The organism is Sporosarcina sp. FSL K6-1540, assembly GCF_038620285.1.
GTDB lineage: Bacteria > Bacillota > Bacilli > Bacillales_A > Planococcaceae > Sporosarcina > Sporosarcina psychrophila.
The window spans coordinates 3,966,776-3,982,088 of record NZ_CP152018.1; the positions used below are offsets into that span (position 1 = coordinate 3,966,776).

15 protein-coding genes are annotated in these 15,313 nt (G+C 42.3%); 10 read left to right on the plus strand and 5 right to left on the minus strand.

What is annotated here, in order from left to right; all coding sequences use genetic code 11:
* Positions 1 to 200 precede the first annotated feature (200 nt).
* From MKY15_RS18655 to MKY15_RS18665, 3 genes are read left to right on the plus strand one after another with little or no spacing between them, the layout of a single operon-like run.
* Positions 201 to 911 (plus strand): cytochrome c biogenesis protein CcdA, encoded by a 711-nt coding sequence (locus tag MKY15_RS18655; RefSeq protein ID WP_067209272.1) that lies wholly within the window; start codon positions 201 to 203, stop codon positions 909 to 911.
* A 20-nt stretch (positions 912 to 931) separates the two neighbouring features.
* Positions 932 to 1,240, plus strand: coding sequence for a thioredoxin family protein (locus tag MKY15_RS18660; RefSeq protein ID WP_067209275.1), 309 nt, complete (start codon positions 932 to 934; stop codon positions 1,238 to 1,240).
* Positions 1,237 to 1,761: a cytochrome c biogenesis protein CcdC gene (locus MKY15_RS18665; RefSeq protein WP_187044833.1), complete on the plus strand. Its 525-nt coding sequence runs from the start codon at positions 1,237 to 1,239 to the stop codon at positions 1,759 to 1,761. Before MKY15_RS18660 ends, MKY15_RS18665 begins: the two co-directional genes overlap by 4 nt.
* Before the next feature lie 104 nt (positions 1,762 to 1,865).
* Here MKY15_RS18665 and MKY15_RS18670 read toward each other — a convergent pair whose 3' ends face one another.
* The gene (locus tag MKY15_RS18670; RefSeq protein WP_156476164.1) at positions 1,866 to 2,273 is read right to left on the minus strand and encodes a DUF2621 domain-containing protein; all 408 of its coding nucleotides are present in this window, start codon (positions 2,271 to 2,273) and stop codon (positions 1,866 to 1,868) included.
* A 503-nt stretch (positions 2,274 to 2,776) separates the two neighbouring features.
* Between MKY15_RS18670 and MKY15_RS18675 the strand changes: the two genes are divergently transcribed.
* Positions 2,777 to 3,370, plus strand: coding sequence for an SCO family protein (locus MKY15_RS18675; RefSeq protein WP_067209282.1), 594 nt, complete (start codon positions 2,777 to 2,779; stop codon positions 3,368 to 3,370).
* A 38-nt stretch (positions 3,371 to 3,408) separates the two neighbouring features.
* A complete protein-coding gene (locus tag MKY15_RS18680; protein ID WP_067209284.1) occupies positions 3,409 to 4,083 on the plus strand; it encodes a lytic transglycosylase domain-containing protein in 675 nt (224 codons plus the stop codon).
* Positions 4,084 to 4,237: 154 nt separating this feature from the next.
* Here MKY15_RS18680 and MKY15_RS18685 read toward each other — a convergent pair whose 3' ends face one another.
* Positions 4,238 to 4,492, minus strand: coding sequence for a GlsB/YeaQ/YmgE family stress response membrane protein (locus tag MKY15_RS18685; RefSeq protein WP_067209287.1), 255 nt, complete (start codon positions 4,490 to 4,492; stop codon positions 4,238 to 4,240).
* A 112-nt stretch (positions 4,493 to 4,604) separates the two neighbouring features.
* Positions 4,605 to 5,150 (minus strand): isochorismatase family cysteine hydrolase, encoded by a 546-nt coding sequence (locus tag MKY15_RS18690; protein ID WP_342538216.1) that lies wholly within the window; start codon positions 5,148 to 5,150, stop codon positions 4,605 to 4,607.
* Between the two features lie 698 nt (positions 5,151 to 5,848).
* Here MKY15_RS18690 and acnA point away from each other — a divergent pair.
* From acnA to MKY15_RS18705, 3 genes are all read left to right on the plus strand, one after another.
* Positions 5,849 to 8,563: an aconitate hydratase AcnA gene (acnA, locus tag MKY15_RS18695; protein WP_067209291.1), complete on the plus strand. Its 2,715-nt coding sequence runs from the start codon at positions 5,849 to 5,851 to the stop codon at positions 8,561 to 8,563.
* 108 nt (positions 8,564 to 8,671) lie between these two features.
* Positions 8,672 to 9,097: a thioesterase family protein gene (locus MKY15_RS18700; protein WP_067209295.1), complete on the plus strand. Its 426-nt coding sequence runs from the start codon at positions 8,672 to 8,674 to the stop codon at positions 9,095 to 9,097.
* Positions 9,097 to 9,399, plus strand: coding sequence for a hypothetical protein (locus tag MKY15_RS18705; RefSeq protein WP_187044836.1), 303 nt, complete (start codon positions 9,097 to 9,099; stop codon positions 9,397 to 9,399). The genes MKY15_RS18700 and MKY15_RS18705 overlap by 1 nt, the downstream gene beginning before the upstream one ends.
* Positions 9,400 to 9,509: 110 nt before the next feature.
* On the opposite strand, the gene MKY15_RS18710 is transcribed toward MKY15_RS18705, so the two are convergent.
* Together MKY15_RS18710 and plsY are read right to left on the minus strand one after the other, a co-directional pair.
* Entirely contained in the window at positions 9,510 to 9,803 is a 294-nt protein-coding gene (locus MKY15_RS18710; protein WP_067213944.1) for a HesB/YadR/YfhF family protein, read from the minus strand.
* A gap of 37 nt (positions 9,804 to 9,840) precedes the next feature.
* Positions 9,841 to 10,443 carry a glycerol-3-phosphate 1-O-acyltransferase PlsY gene (gene plsY, locus MKY15_RS18715; RefSeq protein ID WP_067209301.1) on the minus strand — a complete coding sequence of 201 codons (603 nt, stop codon included), beginning with the start codon at positions 10,441 to 10,443 and terminating at the stop codon, positions 9,841 to 9,843.
* A gap of 300 nt (positions 10,444 to 10,743) precedes the next feature.
* On the opposite strand from plsY, the gene parE reads away from it, so the two are divergent.
* Together parE and parC are read left to right on the plus strand one after the other, a co-directional pair.
* Positions 10,744 to 12,720, plus strand: a complete 1,977-nt coding sequence (gene parE / locus MKY15_RS18720; protein WP_067209303.1) for a DNA topoisomerase IV subunit B — start codon at positions 10,744 to 10,746, stop codon at positions 12,718 to 12,720.
* The gene (gene parC / locus MKY15_RS18725; RefSeq protein WP_067209305.1) at positions 12,717 to 15,146 is read left to right on the plus strand and encodes a DNA topoisomerase IV subunit A; all 2,430 of its coding nucleotides are present in this window, start codon (positions 12,717 to 12,719) and stop codon (positions 15,144 to 15,146) included. Before parE ends, parC begins: the two co-directional genes overlap by 4 nt.
* The last annotated feature ends 167 nt before the right edge of the window (positions 15,147 to 15,313 follow it).

The following is a 15,313-nucleotide window of genomic DNA, read 5'->3' on the forward strand; positions in this document are numbered from 1 at the left end:
CGAACTAAAACCGCCTGCCCATATTGGGTAGGCGGTTTTTAAGCCGACAGTATATAGGTTTTAAGCAGTCATTGCAGCGAGAGACAGAGACCTGTGACTATGTTCCGCGGAATTGTCATAAACTGTTCACAGACATATTAGACGTAATTTGACGCTTCTTTTGATACGATTGAGGAAGAAAAATTGAAGGGGAGAGAATAATGGCAACAGACTTAAATCTATTTCTCGCTTTCGGTGCCGGTTTCTTAAGTTTCATCTCTCCGTGTACATTGCCGCTGTACCCAGCATTCATTTCGTATATTACGGGCATGTCACTGGATGATCTAAAATCGGATTCGAAACGCATGAGCAGAAGCGGTACACTACATACACTGTTCTTTTTAATCGGATTTTCAATTATTTTTGTCGTACTTGGTTTCGCTACGTCGTTGGTAGGGACATTTTTTGTAGAAAATCAAGAAATACTAAGACAACTCGGGGCAGTCTTTATGGTGTTATTTGGCCTTATGATTGCAGGTGTATACACACCTAAGTTTCTTATGGGCGAAAAGAAACTACAGTTTAAAAACCGTCCTTCTGGTTATTTTGGGAGTGTATTAATTGGGCTTGCATTCGCCGCAGGTTGGACACCGTGCTCAGGACCGATAATCGGGGTAATCATGGGACTCTCTGCGACAAACCCAGGATCAGGAGTTATCTATATGCTGATGTATGTCTTCGGTTTTGCGATTCCATTCTTTGTTCTGTCGTTCTTTATAACGCGTCTCGGTTGGATTCGGAAAAATAGTGGCTTGATAATGAAAATTGGGGGCGCCGTCATGATTGCATTCGGAATTTTGCTGTTCTTCGATGGATTGACGTATTTAACAAGTTTGCTCAGCCCGATTTTCGGAGATTTCCAAGGTTTTTGAGTTGAATGGGAGGGATTCCGATGAAGCAAATCGGATCATTCGGTGAATGGATGGAATACGTTGAAAGAGAAAGCGCGTTACTCCTTTTCGTGAAAACCGATAACTGTTCAGTCTGTGAAGGACTATACCCACAAGTGAAAGCACTGAAAGTAGACTTTCCAATTCCATTTTATACAGTGAATGTGGCAGAAGTGCCAGAAATAGCGGGACAACTTTCGTTATTTACAGCGCCAGTTGTCCTCCTGTTCAATGAAGGGAAAGAGTATGCGCGATTTGCACGTTTTATTCGAATAGAAGAATTGAAGTATCGCTTGGGGGAAATAATATGAACGAACTAATTGAAACAGTTTTCACAAAGGTGCCCCCGGTTTACCTCATTATCGGTTCAACCGTACTTGCGCTAGTTATGGGATTGATTGCGCTGATTGTTAGGACGAAAGCGGCGAAGAGACCTGTTACCCCACTGAAGATCATCTTGCCGCCCCTCTTTATGTCGACGGGTGCGCTGATGTTCATATTCGAAGAATTTCGGGTGCCGCTGTCCCAGGTGCTAGAAGCCCTCCTTGTTGGGATACTGTTCTCAATTATCTTGATAAAAACGACAAATTTCGAACGTAAAGATGACGATATCTATATGAAACGGTCAAAAGCATTCCTATTTATTCTACTTGGGCTTCTTATTGTTCGGCTCGTCGGGAAACTGCTTCTAAGTAATACAATAGATGTAGGGGAACTGGGCGGCATGTTCTGGATTCTTGCATTTGGCATGATTATCCCTTGGCGGATTGGTATGCTTATCAAGTACAATAAAATAAAAGAAGGTAAACAAGTAAAAGGTGTCCGCAATTAAATGCGGACACCTTTTACTTGTTCCTTAGAAAATAATGAAATCTCGCACAGGGAATAATTTAAAACTCAGAGATTTTAGAAGCCCTTTAAGCCACTTTTGTTCAATCAAAATAAATGTTCATATGGTGTTAGATCAATCTTCATTTCGGCCATTTTCTTGCGCAAAAATTTATGGTCCCGTTTTGGCGTTGCTTGTATATATCCGCGGACAATAAGATCGGAATCAATTTTCTTCGCATTTTCCTCAAGTGCTATCTCGCCAATCTTACCCGCGATTTTTTGCTTCGCTACGGGGCGGAATAATTCCGGTACTGGGACAACTAGCTCATTCAACAAAAGTTTCGCCTCGTCATTCCAAAGGTGCAGAGAGCTCTCCACATAATGCTCTTCCCAGTCAAGTGTAGATTTTCCGTCCGCTTTTGGGAACACTTTCAAAAATTTCCGGAACATGAAAAAGCCGCCGATGCCGAATAGCCCTATGAGGACAACGCACCAGAAAATGATGAACCACATAAATAGATCTTGCTGCAACAGTCTTCACCTCTTCCATTCTATTCACCATTATAAGAGCTTTTGTAAAAAAACACACGGACAATGTATTCCTTTCTTTAATTTCAGACTATATAAGGACACAAAGAAGGTGATAGTCATGGCAACCCGCAAATTTAAGAATGCGGTTGGAGGAATTTATTCTGATGCTTTCGAGGTAAATGACTCTCCACTTTTTTTCATTTTATCCCGCATTAATGGGCAGTAAGACCCCCATTTCAAGTTTTCAAGGACACAAGAAGAATAAGTGGGGGATGAAGCCCCCCCTCTGATTGAAGATTAACTTTATCTCTTGCACCGAATCGAAACGAAACTTGTCGATATATACTATGTACTCTTTTCCTTAAAGATGAAGTGAACTTCACAAATAAGTCACGGATTCGTCATGGAAGCAATCAGCTCCTCGCTTGTTTGAAGCCATTACTTCCGATATGATGAACGTATCAATTGATAGTGGAGGAAGACAAATGAGAAAAAAACTTTTACTACCTTATGTATTACTTGTAGTGCTTATTTTAAGTGCGTGTTCTGCTGGTGGGTTCAAAGCGGAGCATAATTATAAAATTGAACCGTTTGAATTTACAAACCAGCACAATGAAAAGGTTTCGTTGGATGATATGAAAGGGAAAGTATGGCTGGCACAATTTGTTTTCACTGTTTGTACAAGTGCATGTCCGCCGATGATGATGAACATGGCAGACCTTGACAAAAAACTTATTGACGAAGGCATTGAAGATTACAAAATCGTATCATTCAGTATTGATCCCGATGTGGATACACCGGAAGCGATGCAAGATTACCTTGACTTGTATGACGTCCTGGATCAAAGCAGATGGGAAATGCTGACTGGGTATACACAAGAGAAAATTACTGACTTCGCTGCGAAGTCCTTCAAGACGCTTGTTGCTGATATACCTGATTCGGATCAGGTAATGCACGCAACTTACTTTTCTCTTGTCAATCAAAAAGGGGAAGTCGTCAAAACCTATGACGGTATGACAGATGTACCATTTGATGAAATCGTCAAGGATATGAAAGCACTTAGTAAAGAAGGTGCGTAACTAAACAAAAGCAATACTGGATCTAACGGGGTGGAAAGATGAAAAAACAAAAACGTAAAGGCTTATCTATAAAAATGAAAGCAATGCTTATCATCCTGCTTATCCCGATTACTGTTACTATCTTCATATTAACAGCTATTATTTGGACAGGTTTGAACAATCCAGAACTAATTCGGAAATCTGCAAGTGCATTGCTCGACATAGGGGAACGTCACACTGCAACGTCAATTCCGGAAGAGTACATTCCTATCTATAAAGAGGCGGCGGAGGTTTATGGTATCCCGTGGACACTCCTTGCAGCACATCACCGCATTGAAACGCGGTTTTCAACGATGGATCCGCTTCTTTCACCCGTGGGTGCAGAAGGACATATGCAGTTCATGCCTTGCACATTTGTCGGCTGGACTTACCCGGGATGTAGCGGTCTTGGAAAAGGCGAAATTCCTGAAAAAGACAAGACAAATCCCGCTATCATCAAAGAATACGGCGGATACGGTGTCGATGGGAATGGTGACGGCATAGCCGATCCATATGATATCGAAGACGCAATTTTTAGTGCCGCCAACTATCTTTCAAAAAGTGGCGCAGCAGATGGAGACTTGGAAAAGGCTATTTTCAATTATAACCGCAGTGAAAAGTACGTACAGGACGTATTGCGATTTTTCAATGAATTCGAAGTCCAACGAGTTGACATGGAAGCAGCCAATAAATAAAATTAAAAAGATGGACCGCCAGTATATTGGGGTCCATCTTTTTATTGCTTTGTAAATTATAAAATTCTTGGCCTAGGGATCACCTATGAAAGGCGATATTTCACGTCTAGACGTGGCAGGCGTTTCCGCTTTTGTACTTCGTTATTAATTGGAATTATGAAGCTTTACGCATTGATTTCATAATAAAGCTCACAATGAACACGAGGATAATCGCTCCAATGAAAGCAGGGAAAATATAGAAGTCAGAAATTTTCGGACCCCATTGCCCAAGTAGCATTCCACCAATCCATGCACCAATAATACCAGCGATAATGTTACCAATAATTCCACCTGGGATATCTCTTCCCAAAATCATTCCTGCAAGCCAACCGATAATCCCGCCAATAATCAAAAACCAAATGAAACTCATACTGTCCATCTCCTTTTTAGTAATTTAAAATTTCCTCTATAGTCTTTGCAATAACCTTTATTACATGCCTTTAAACATCTTGAAGGAAAAAATTACCGAAACTTCAATAGTGTTAGCGGACAACAGTAACACCTAGCGTATTTTCAAAATGACGAAGTGCCCATGCATGACCTGTAGGATCGAAGCTCGCAACACCTTTTTCGTGGACGACAATATCAAATCCGCGGTTGTATGCATCGACAGCTGTATGAAGGATGCAAATATCCGTACAGACACCAACCAGATGCAATTCGGTAATTCTGCGTGCTCGAAGAAGCAACTCCAAATCTGTGCCCGCAAATGCACTGAAACGTGTTTTGTCCATCCAATGGATTTCTTCTTTGCGCTCATCATACAATTGTTGAAGGGAACCATACAGATTCCTGCCGGAAGTCCCACGTATATTATGTGGAGGAAATTGTTTTGTTTCAGGATGGTACAAATCGTCTAAATCATGCACATCAACTGGCATCACAACGAAATGATTGTCGTCTAAAAATTTCCCCGTTAACTCGGTGATATATTTTTCCAAGTGAATTCCTGGTTCTCCGCATGTAAGCGCACCATCTTCAGCCACGAAATCCATTGTATAATCAATAACTAACAACGCTTTCTTCACTTTATAACACCCCTTTTCATTCCATCATGCCATAATTTAGTGACTACTTCATTAATTTCTGCTAAAAGTGTTCCAAACGCTCCAAAAAGGGGTATGTATTATTAAGTGCTCCCTTCACCGCAGCTCGTCAAATTCACAGAGACGAAATATGCGATTCCCTAGCGTACTTTTGAAGCTTTCATCGAAGAAATTCATGACTTCATGCATGCACATCCATTTTGCGTTCATCCCCCAATTGAATGCATAGTCGCTACTGATGATGATGTTCTTCTCAGTCCCACGCAAGAAGAGGAAACGGAGTTCATCGCGTTTCTTATGTACAAAGAATTGGACGCTTGCCTCTAAATTTAATGGGTATACATGCTAATCGAGATATACAACGGCGGCCACATTTCGAAAAAGTGAACGATTTGAAGAATGAACAAATGCGGAAACTGTCACCAAATCTCAAATGGTTCATGAACATATCCGACAGCAATATGATCCTTGTCGCGTTTTTTTGACAAATTACTTGCAAACTATCTTACGTATTATGAAGAGTTCTTAAGAGGGAGGAGAGTCATAACATTAACTTATGATAGACTATAAAGTTAATGTATTTTACTTATGTGGGTTGATATTATATGATGAAGTAGAGAAAAGACGCTTATTTATAGCCTTTTCAGTAGTTTTCAGCAGATAGAAGGAGGAATTCAATAATGGCAAAAAGCAATTTGCACAACAGCCGTACGTCATTCGATCTGAACGGTAAGACATATAACTATTATCGTCTTGCCGCACTCGAAGAAGCCGGTATCGCTAAAGTTTCCAATCTACCTTACTCGATTAAAGTGCTACTTGAATCCGTCCTACGTCAACACGACGGCTATGTCATCAAAGACAATCATGTCGAAAACTTGGCGAAATGGGGGAAAGATGCGGACGCGGATGCAGAAGTACCATTCAAACCGTCACGCGTTATCCTTCAAGACTTCACGGGTGTACCTGTTGTTGTTGACCTTGCATCACTTCGTTCAGCAATGGCAGCAATGGGCGGCGACCCTAATAAAATCAATCCTGAAATTCCAGTTGATCTTGTTATTGACCACTCTGTACAAGTTGACCGTTATGGTTCGGCAGAAGCGCTTAACCTGAACATGGAACTTGAGTTCGAGCGTAACGCAGAACGTTACCAATTCCTAAGCTGGGCACAAAAAGCTTATGACAACTACCGTGCAGTACCACCTGCAACAGGAATCGTTCACCAAGTTAACCTTGAGTACTTGGCAAATGTTGTCCATGCAGTTGAAAACGAAGATGGCACATTCGAAACATACCCGGATACACTTGTAGGAACTGACTCCCACACGACGATGATCAACGGTATCGGTGTTCTTGGATGGGGTGTTGGTGGTATTGAAGCTGAAGCGGGCATGCTCGGACAACCTTCATACTTCCCGATTCCAGAAGTTATCGGTGTAAAACTTGTTGGTCAGCTTCCAAACGGAACGACAGCAACTGACCTAGCGCTGAAAGTGACACAAACACTTCGTGCACATGGCGTTGTTGGTAAATTCGTTGAGTTCTTCGGACCAGGTGTTGCACACTTACCACTTGCAGACCGTGCAACAATTGCGAACATGGCGCCTGAATACGGTGCAACATGCGGATTCTTCCCAGTAGATGAAGAAGCACTTGATTACATGCGTTTAACTGGCCGTGAAGATAGCGATATTGCAGTAGTTAAACAATACCTAGTTGAGAACGATATGTTCTTCACTGTAGAAAACGAAGAACCAACATACACTGATGTTGTCGAAATCGACCTTACTGGTATTGTAGCGAACCTTGCTGGACCGAAACGTCCACAAGATTTGATTCCTCTTACAGAAATGCAAAGCTCATTCAACGAAGCAGTTGTTGCACCTGAAGGGAACCAAGGTTTCGGATTCTCTCCTAAAGAGCTAACGAAAAAAGCTACAATCGAATTCGAAGACGGACGTTCTGTCGAAATTAAAACAGGTGACCTTGCAATCGCTGCAATCACTTCATGTACAAACACATCTAACCCATATGTTATGTTGGGTGCTGGACTTGTTGCGAAAAAAGCGGTTGAAAAAGGACTTACACCACCAGCTTACGTGAAAACATCACTTGCACCAGGTTCAAAAGTCGTTACAGGGTACCTGGAAGATTCAGGACTTAATGTGTTCTTGGATCAAATCGGATTCAACACAGTTGGATACGGCTGTACTACATGTATCGGTAACTCTGGACCGCTACTTCCTGAAATTGAAAAAGCAATCATGGGCAACGATATGCTAATGTCTTCAGTTCTTTCTGGTAACCGTAACTTTGAAGGACGTATTCACCCACTTGTGAAAGCAAACTACTTGGCTTCACCGCCACTTGTTGTTGCTTATGCACTTGCTGGAACAGTCGATATCGACTTCGAAAAAGATCCAATTGGTAAAGACAAAGAAGGCTTTGATGTCTTCTTCAAAGATATTTGGCCTACTACGGAAGAAATTCAAGCAGTTGTTAAATCAACAGTTACTCCTGAGTTATTCCGTAAAGAATATGCACGGGTATTCACTGAGAACGAAGCATGGAATGCAATTGAAACTACAGACGATTCATTGTATGATTTCGATGAAAACTCAACGTATATTCAAAACCCACCATTCTTCGAAGGACTTGCAAAAGAACCGGCTGACATTCAAGCACTTTCAGGGCTTCGTGTCATTGGTAAATTTGGCGATTCAATCACAACGGACCATATTTCACCTGCAGGCGCAATCGGTAAAGATACACCGGCTGGTAAATACTTGATCGACAATGGCGTAAGCCCTCGTTTCTTCAACTCGTACGGTTCACGCCGTGGTAACCATGAAGTAATGATGCGCGGTACATTCGCTAATATCCGTATTCGTAACCAAATTGCGAAAGGCACAGAAGGCGGATTCACGACTTACTGGCCAACAAAAGAGATTATGCCAATTTATGATGCTGCTATGAAGTATCAAGAAGAAGGCACGGGTCTTGCAATCATCACTGGTAAAGACTACGGAATGGGTTCTTCACGTGACTGGGCTGCGAAAGGTACATCACTTCTCGGTATCAGAACAGTTATCGCTGAAAGCTACGAGCGTATTCACCGTTCAAACCTTGTTATGATGGGCGTACTTCCACTTCAATTCATGAAAGGCGATAGTGCTGAAACACTTGGCCTTACTGGTGAAGAAGAAATCAACGTTAATATCGCAGAAGGCGTTAAACCACGCGACATTCTGAAAGTAACAGCAACTGCGAAAAACGGTTCTGTCAAAGAATTCGACGTACTAGCACGCTTTGACTCAGAAGTTGAAGTTGACTACTACCGTCACGGCGGAATCCTGCAAATGGTTCTTCGTGATAAAATGAAAACGAACTAATTTTAATAGGTAGAGGTGTCCGATTTAATCGGGCACCTTTTTTCTGCTTAGACTTCAGTTCAGCTTTTTCAGCATGGCTTTTGTATAATGGGTAGTGAGGTGATGGTAGTGTTTATCAGTGAAAAAGAAATTGAAATCAGATATGCAGAGACAGATCAGATGGGAATCGTCTATCACGCGAATTATTTAGTATGGATGGAGATCGGACGTACGAAGTTGATTGAGGACTTAGGCTATACATACGCGCAACTGGAGGCAGATGGCTTCTTGTCGCCGGTGACGGACTTATCTATTCAATATAAGGCAGCGATGAAATACGGACAGAAAGCGACTGTACGGACGTGGGTAGAGTCACACGGAAGGCTACGTACAACTTATGGCTATGAAATCCTCCATGAGGACGGCACAATTTCAGCAACAGCAAAATCGGAACATGTCGTCGTGAGAAAAGGCTCATTTCGTCCCGTTTCCCTAAAGAAAATCGCGCCAGATTGGGATGCTAAATATACAGAAGTGAAGCGATGTAAAGACTAATGGCATTTGGGATACAGCGTGTAGAACTGCGAGCTTGGAAAAAAGCAGTTAGTGAAGGGGAAATGGCATTTTTAACTCATTACTGGCTTGATGAACGCTTTCCAGGATACAATACAGTAACCAAAGCAGGTTGCGCAGATATCAGCAAACTTGTCGAATGGGGCAAGCAATATGGATTGAAGCGGGAGTGGATCGATATGAGGGAAGATTATCCTCATTTTGATTTGTTTGGTAAACACGAACGAGACATTTTACTTAAAGAAGGACTCCATAATCAATTAAAACGGTTCAATCTACTTTAATGAGTGTGTAGTATAACAGTTTCAAGTTTTTTGGAGTTAATAATTGTCTATTGTCAGCAAAGCCTTACCTACTCATAAATAAATGAAGAAAAGCGTGAGGCATATGGCCATCACGCTTTTTCGTATGAATAAATAAGTTCATGCAGTTTAGGATCCACATTGACATGTAGGTCATGACCAAGGAAATACCATTTGTCTCGGCTTTCGATATAATAACGAACACTATTATGCTCTGTTTCAATGGCTACTTCATCCGGTTGCTCTTTCGTTACACCAAGTGAAAAGCCTGCCTGAATCGAACTGGATCCACCGTATCTTGCAAAAAAGCGGATAGCATCACCAGGTTCAGCTTCCATCTCCTCTTTAAACCACAAAAGCGCTTCTTTCGACAAAATAATCTTCATTGGAAACACCAGCCTTTCCGTTGCTACATCCATTGTATTATAACCACTTCACTTTTGGCTCGGTTCCTGCTTTGATCCGACCGATATTCTCCCGGTGACGATAGAAGATAAAGGCACCGAAAAGACCAATCATCACCATCAAATAAATATCGCCTGTTCGGAGGTAAAAATAGATACTGTATACAAATCCAACGACAGATACGATCATTGATGATAAGCTCACCATTTTCGTTACTTTTAAAGCGATGAAAAATGTTGCGAGCACAATGATGAAAACAGGCCATTCATAGGCAAGCAACACACCGCCGGATGTCGCTACAGCTTTGCCACCTTTGAAATGGGCGAAGACGGGATACATATGTCCGACGACTGCAAGAAGTCCTGGAATAAGAGGGTGGACGCTAACACTGTCGAAAATAGGCAAGAGCGGCAATAATGCAGCTGCAGTACCTTTTAAAATATCCAGAATAGTTACGGTAAGTCCCGCTGTTTTGCCGAGTACACGGAAGGTATTCGTACCACCTAGGTTGCCGCTACCATGTTGTCGGATGTCGGTCTTGTAAAAAAGTTTCCCAACCCAGAGTGCAGAAGGAATTGAGCCAATTAAATAAGCAAGTAGTAAAAGTATGATAAGTTCCATTGACGTACTCCTTTTTTAGTTTGTCTATGTATAGACCTAGTTTAGCAGAACCGTGAAGTTGCGACAATGGGCTTCATGTGAAGAATGAGCGAACCAAGTTAAGCAGTTATAGCCTGATTTCTGATTTTTGTACCCCTAACAGCTGATTTGAGAGACGAACAATTTCCTGTCTTCGTTGCAATAAAAGTCTATCTTCTATACAATTAATTGAGCAAGCTTCCGAAAACGTTGATTTGACAAGCTTTAAAGGAAGCAGTACGATTATATAATAGAGAACATTTGTTTGATGGAGGTTGCACTTTGACGAAAAACGTAGATAATTATACGTATGATGATGATTCGATACAAATACTTGAAGGCCTCGATGCAGTACGAAAAAGACCAGGTATGTACATTGGGTCAACTGATTCCCGTGGACTTCACCACCTTGTCTATGAGATTGTAGATAATGCGGTAGATGAGGCGCTAGCGGGATTTGGTAATGAGGTAGACGTTACACTTCATAAAGACGGAAGCGTCAGTGTGCGGGACTACGGGCGGGGGATGCCAACAGGAATTCACCAGTCGGGTAAACCAACGACAGAGGTAATCCTGACCGTTCTCCACGCAGGCGGCAAGTTCGGACAAGGCGGATACAAAACAAGCGGTGGACTTCATGGCGTTGGCGCATCAGTCGTAAACGCATTGTCAGAAAAACTCGAAGTCACGATTTTTCGTGACGGCAAAAAGTTCTGTCAACGCTTCGAAAAAGGTGGTAAGCCAGCCACTACACTTGAACAAATTGGAACAACACGTGAAAAAGGGACGCTCATTCATTTCAAACCGGATGCGACGATCTTCTCTACGTTAAAATATCATTATGAAACGATTAGTGAACGCTTACGGGAGTCTGCATTCCTGTTAAAAGGCTTGAAAATCGAGCTAAAAGAAGAAGGAACGGACAAGCATGAAATCTTTCAATACGAAACTGGCATTGAAGCTTTCATCTCTTATCTGAATGAAGAGAAGGACGTTTTGCATGAGGTAGCTTACTTGGAAGGCGAATCAGAAGGCATAGAGGTCGAATTTGCGTTCCAATTTAGTGATGGTTACTCAGAAACGATTTTATCATTTGTGAATAACGTTCGAACAAAAGACGGTGGAACACATGAAACCGGTGCCAAAACCGGTATGACACGTGTATTTAATGAATATGCAAGAAAAGCGGGTTTATTAAAAGAAAAAGACAAAAACCTTGAAGGTGCGGATATCCGTGAAGGTATTGCGGCAATCGTATCAGTCCGTATACCGGAAGAAATTTTGCAGTTTGAGGGACAGACGAAAGGCAAACTCGGGACAAGTGAAGCAAGAGGCGTAACCGATTCAATCGTTTCGCAAAAACTTCTGTATTTCCTTGAAGAGAATGCAGATTTAAGTGCGTCCCTCGTACGTAAAGCAATTCGGGCGCATCAAGCACGTGAGGCGGCGCGAAAAGCGCGCGAAGATGCGCGTTCAGGTAAAAAGAGAAAAAGATCAGATACACTACTATCGGGTAAATTAACACCTGCGCAATCCAGGAATGCTGCGAAAAACGAACTCTACCTGGTCGAAGGTGACTCTGCCGGCGGCTCTGCAAAACAAGGACGGGACCGTGTATTCCAGGCAATCCTTCCATTACGAGGGAAAGTACTTAATACTGAAAAAGCAAAACTCGAGGATATCATGAAAAACGAAGAAATCAATATGATTATCCATGCAATCGGGGGCGGCGTAGGATCAGACTTCCAAGTCGCAGACATCGCTTATGATAAAGTAATCATAATGACGGATGCGGATACGGACGGTGCACATATTCAAGTGCTGTTGTTGACGTTCTTCTACCGTTACATGAAACCGCTAATTGAAGCAGGAAAAGTATATATTGCATTGCCTCCTCTTTACAAAGTTTTCAAAGGGACAGGGAAGAGCGAAAAATTTGCATATGCATGGACTGAAGGCACAGAACTTAATAAAGCGATAGAGAAAGTCGGCAAAGGATATATGCTCCAACGCTACAAAGGTCTTGGGGAAATGAATGCCGATCAGTTATGGGAAACGACTATGGATCCTGAAACACGTACATTGATCCGTGTAACGATTGAAGACAGCGCTACAGTTGAACGTCGAGTAACGACACTAATGGGCGATAAAGTAGAGCCAAGACGACGCTGGATTGAAGAGAACGTCGATTTCGGTACACAGGAAGAGCACAATATTTTAGACAACGAATTTTTGCACGTTGAGGGGGATTTTGAATGACACCATCAGAAAGCTACCAAGACCTTCCCCTGGAAGAAGTGATCGGTGACCGGTTTGGACGATATAGTAAGTACATCATCCAGGACCGGGCATTGCCTGACGCACGCGATGGCTTAAAACCCGTTCAGCGGCGTATTTTGTATGCGATGTTCCACGAAGGTAATACACATGAGAAAGCATTCCGGAAATCCGCAAAAACAGTCGGGAATGTCATCGGGAACTATCATCCACACGGTGACACATCCGTCTACGAAGCAATGGTACGGATGAGCCAAGATTGGAAACTGCGTCATATGTTAGTGGAAATGCAAGGAAATAACGGTTCAGTCGATGGAGATTCGGCTGCTGCAATGCGGTATACAGAAGCACGCCTTTCCACAATAGCAGGGCAAATGCTACGTGACCTGGGTAAAAATACTGTCGATTTCATACCAAACTTCGATGATACTGAACCTGAACCAACTGTTTTACCCGCAAGATATCCAAACTTGCTCGTCAACGGTTCAACAGGTATTTCTGCAGGATATGCGACGGATATCCCGCCACATGCGCTTCATGAAGTACTTGATGCGGTCCTTATGCGGATGGACAAACCGGATGTTACGGTCGATGAATTGATGACAGTTATCAAAGGACCTGATTTTCCAACTGGCGGTACTATCCAAGGAACAAACGGTATTAAAACAGCCTACGAGACCGGAAAAGGACGCTTTATCATCAGATCGAAGTCGTTCATCGAACCCTTAAAAGGCGGTAAATCGCAAATCGTTGTGACGGAAATCCCATATGACGTTAACAAGGCAAATATGGTGAGGAAGATGGATGAGCTTCGTCATGATCGAAAACTAGATGGTATCGCAGATGTCAGGGACGAATCGGACCGGACTGGCCTCCGTGTTGTCATAGAGCTAAAAAAAGACGTCGACGGTAATGCGATCTTGCAATATCTTCTTAAAAATACAGACCTGCAAGTGACGTATAACTTCAACATGATTGCCATCTCTGGGCGCAGACCGACATTAATGTCACTGCCGATGTTGCTTGATGCCTATATTGGCCATCAAAAAGAAGTTGTCACACGTAGATCCCAATATGATATCCAAAAAGCGCAAGACCGACTCCATATCGTCGAAGGGCTTATGAAAGCTTTATCGATTTTGGATGAAGTAATCAAAGCGATTCGCGCATCAAAAGACAAACGTGATGCTAAAAATAATATCATCTCGAAATTCGAATTCTCCGAAATACAAGCTGAAGCAATCGTTTCGCTACAGCTTTATAGACTGACGAACACGGATATTACTGAACTTCAGCAGGAAGATGCTGAACTCCGAAAACTGATTGAACAGCTTGATGCAATTTTGAAAAGTGATAAAAAACTTTCTGCAGTCATCAAAAAAGAGCTCCTTGACATCCGTAAACAATTTGCAGAACCAAGACGCTCTGTTATCGAGGAAAAAATCGAAGAAATTAAAGTCGATCTTGATATCCTTGTTCCAAGTGAAGAAGTTATTGTATCCGTCACAAAAGACGGCTATGTGAAACGCACTAGCGTCCGCTCTTACAGCGCTTCAAACGGCACGGGACAGGAAATGAAGGAATCCGATTATACGCTATTAGAAGCGCCAATGAACACGCAGCATCATCTCTTGCTGTTCACTTCTGCAGGGAACTATCTCTATCAGCCTATTCATGAGTTGCCAGATATTAGATGGAAAGATCTTGGGCAACATATCTCAAGTATCATCCCACTCGGGCAAAATGAAACGATTGTTGCAGCGATTGGCCTTGAAAACTTCGATGAAGAAGCGTTAATCGTCACAGCATCGCAAAATGGGCTAATCAAACAATCAAAACTTGCCGATTTTAAAGTCCAGCGCTATTCAAGGTTGTTTAAAGCGATGGGCGTGAAAAAGGATGATGTAATGATTGACGCAAGGCTCGTTAGGGGGGACGAAGATGTTATCCTCTTCACACAGCAAGCCTATGCGCTACGCTTCCCGCTTACTGAGTTATCAGTAACAGGTATTAGGACTGCCGGTGTACGTGGCATTAACCTTAAGGACGATGATCTGCTTGTTGCTATGGAGATTAATTCAGATGACGGGGCTTCCGTCTTAATCGCGACACAGCGAGGCAGCGTGAAAAGAATGGGCTTAAAAGAGCTCGAAAGTGCTTCCAGAGCGCAAAGAGGTAATGTTGTTCTGAAGGAACTGAAGTCAAATCCGTATCGTGTTAGCGGGGCGTTAATGGTGAAAAATGATGAAATTATTGTTTTAGCGACGGAAAAGGGAAGTAAAATCCCTATCTTAGCAGGATCATTGCGACCAGTTGACCGCTATTCAAACGGTAGTAGTTTAGTCGATGAGAAAAAAGATGGCAGCATAACACATATCTACAAGGATCCAAAAGCTGAAATTGAATAAATAACTTTAAAAGTCATGGGAGTATCTTCCCATGACTTTTAATTTTTTCTAACGTATAATAGTTCGATAAGCGAAACAAATTGCACGTTCAAAAAGAGAACTTGTACTAGATAGGTTGAATGATTGATTTCATTGAATTACGCTTCGGCTACCACTGTCAGGCGCCT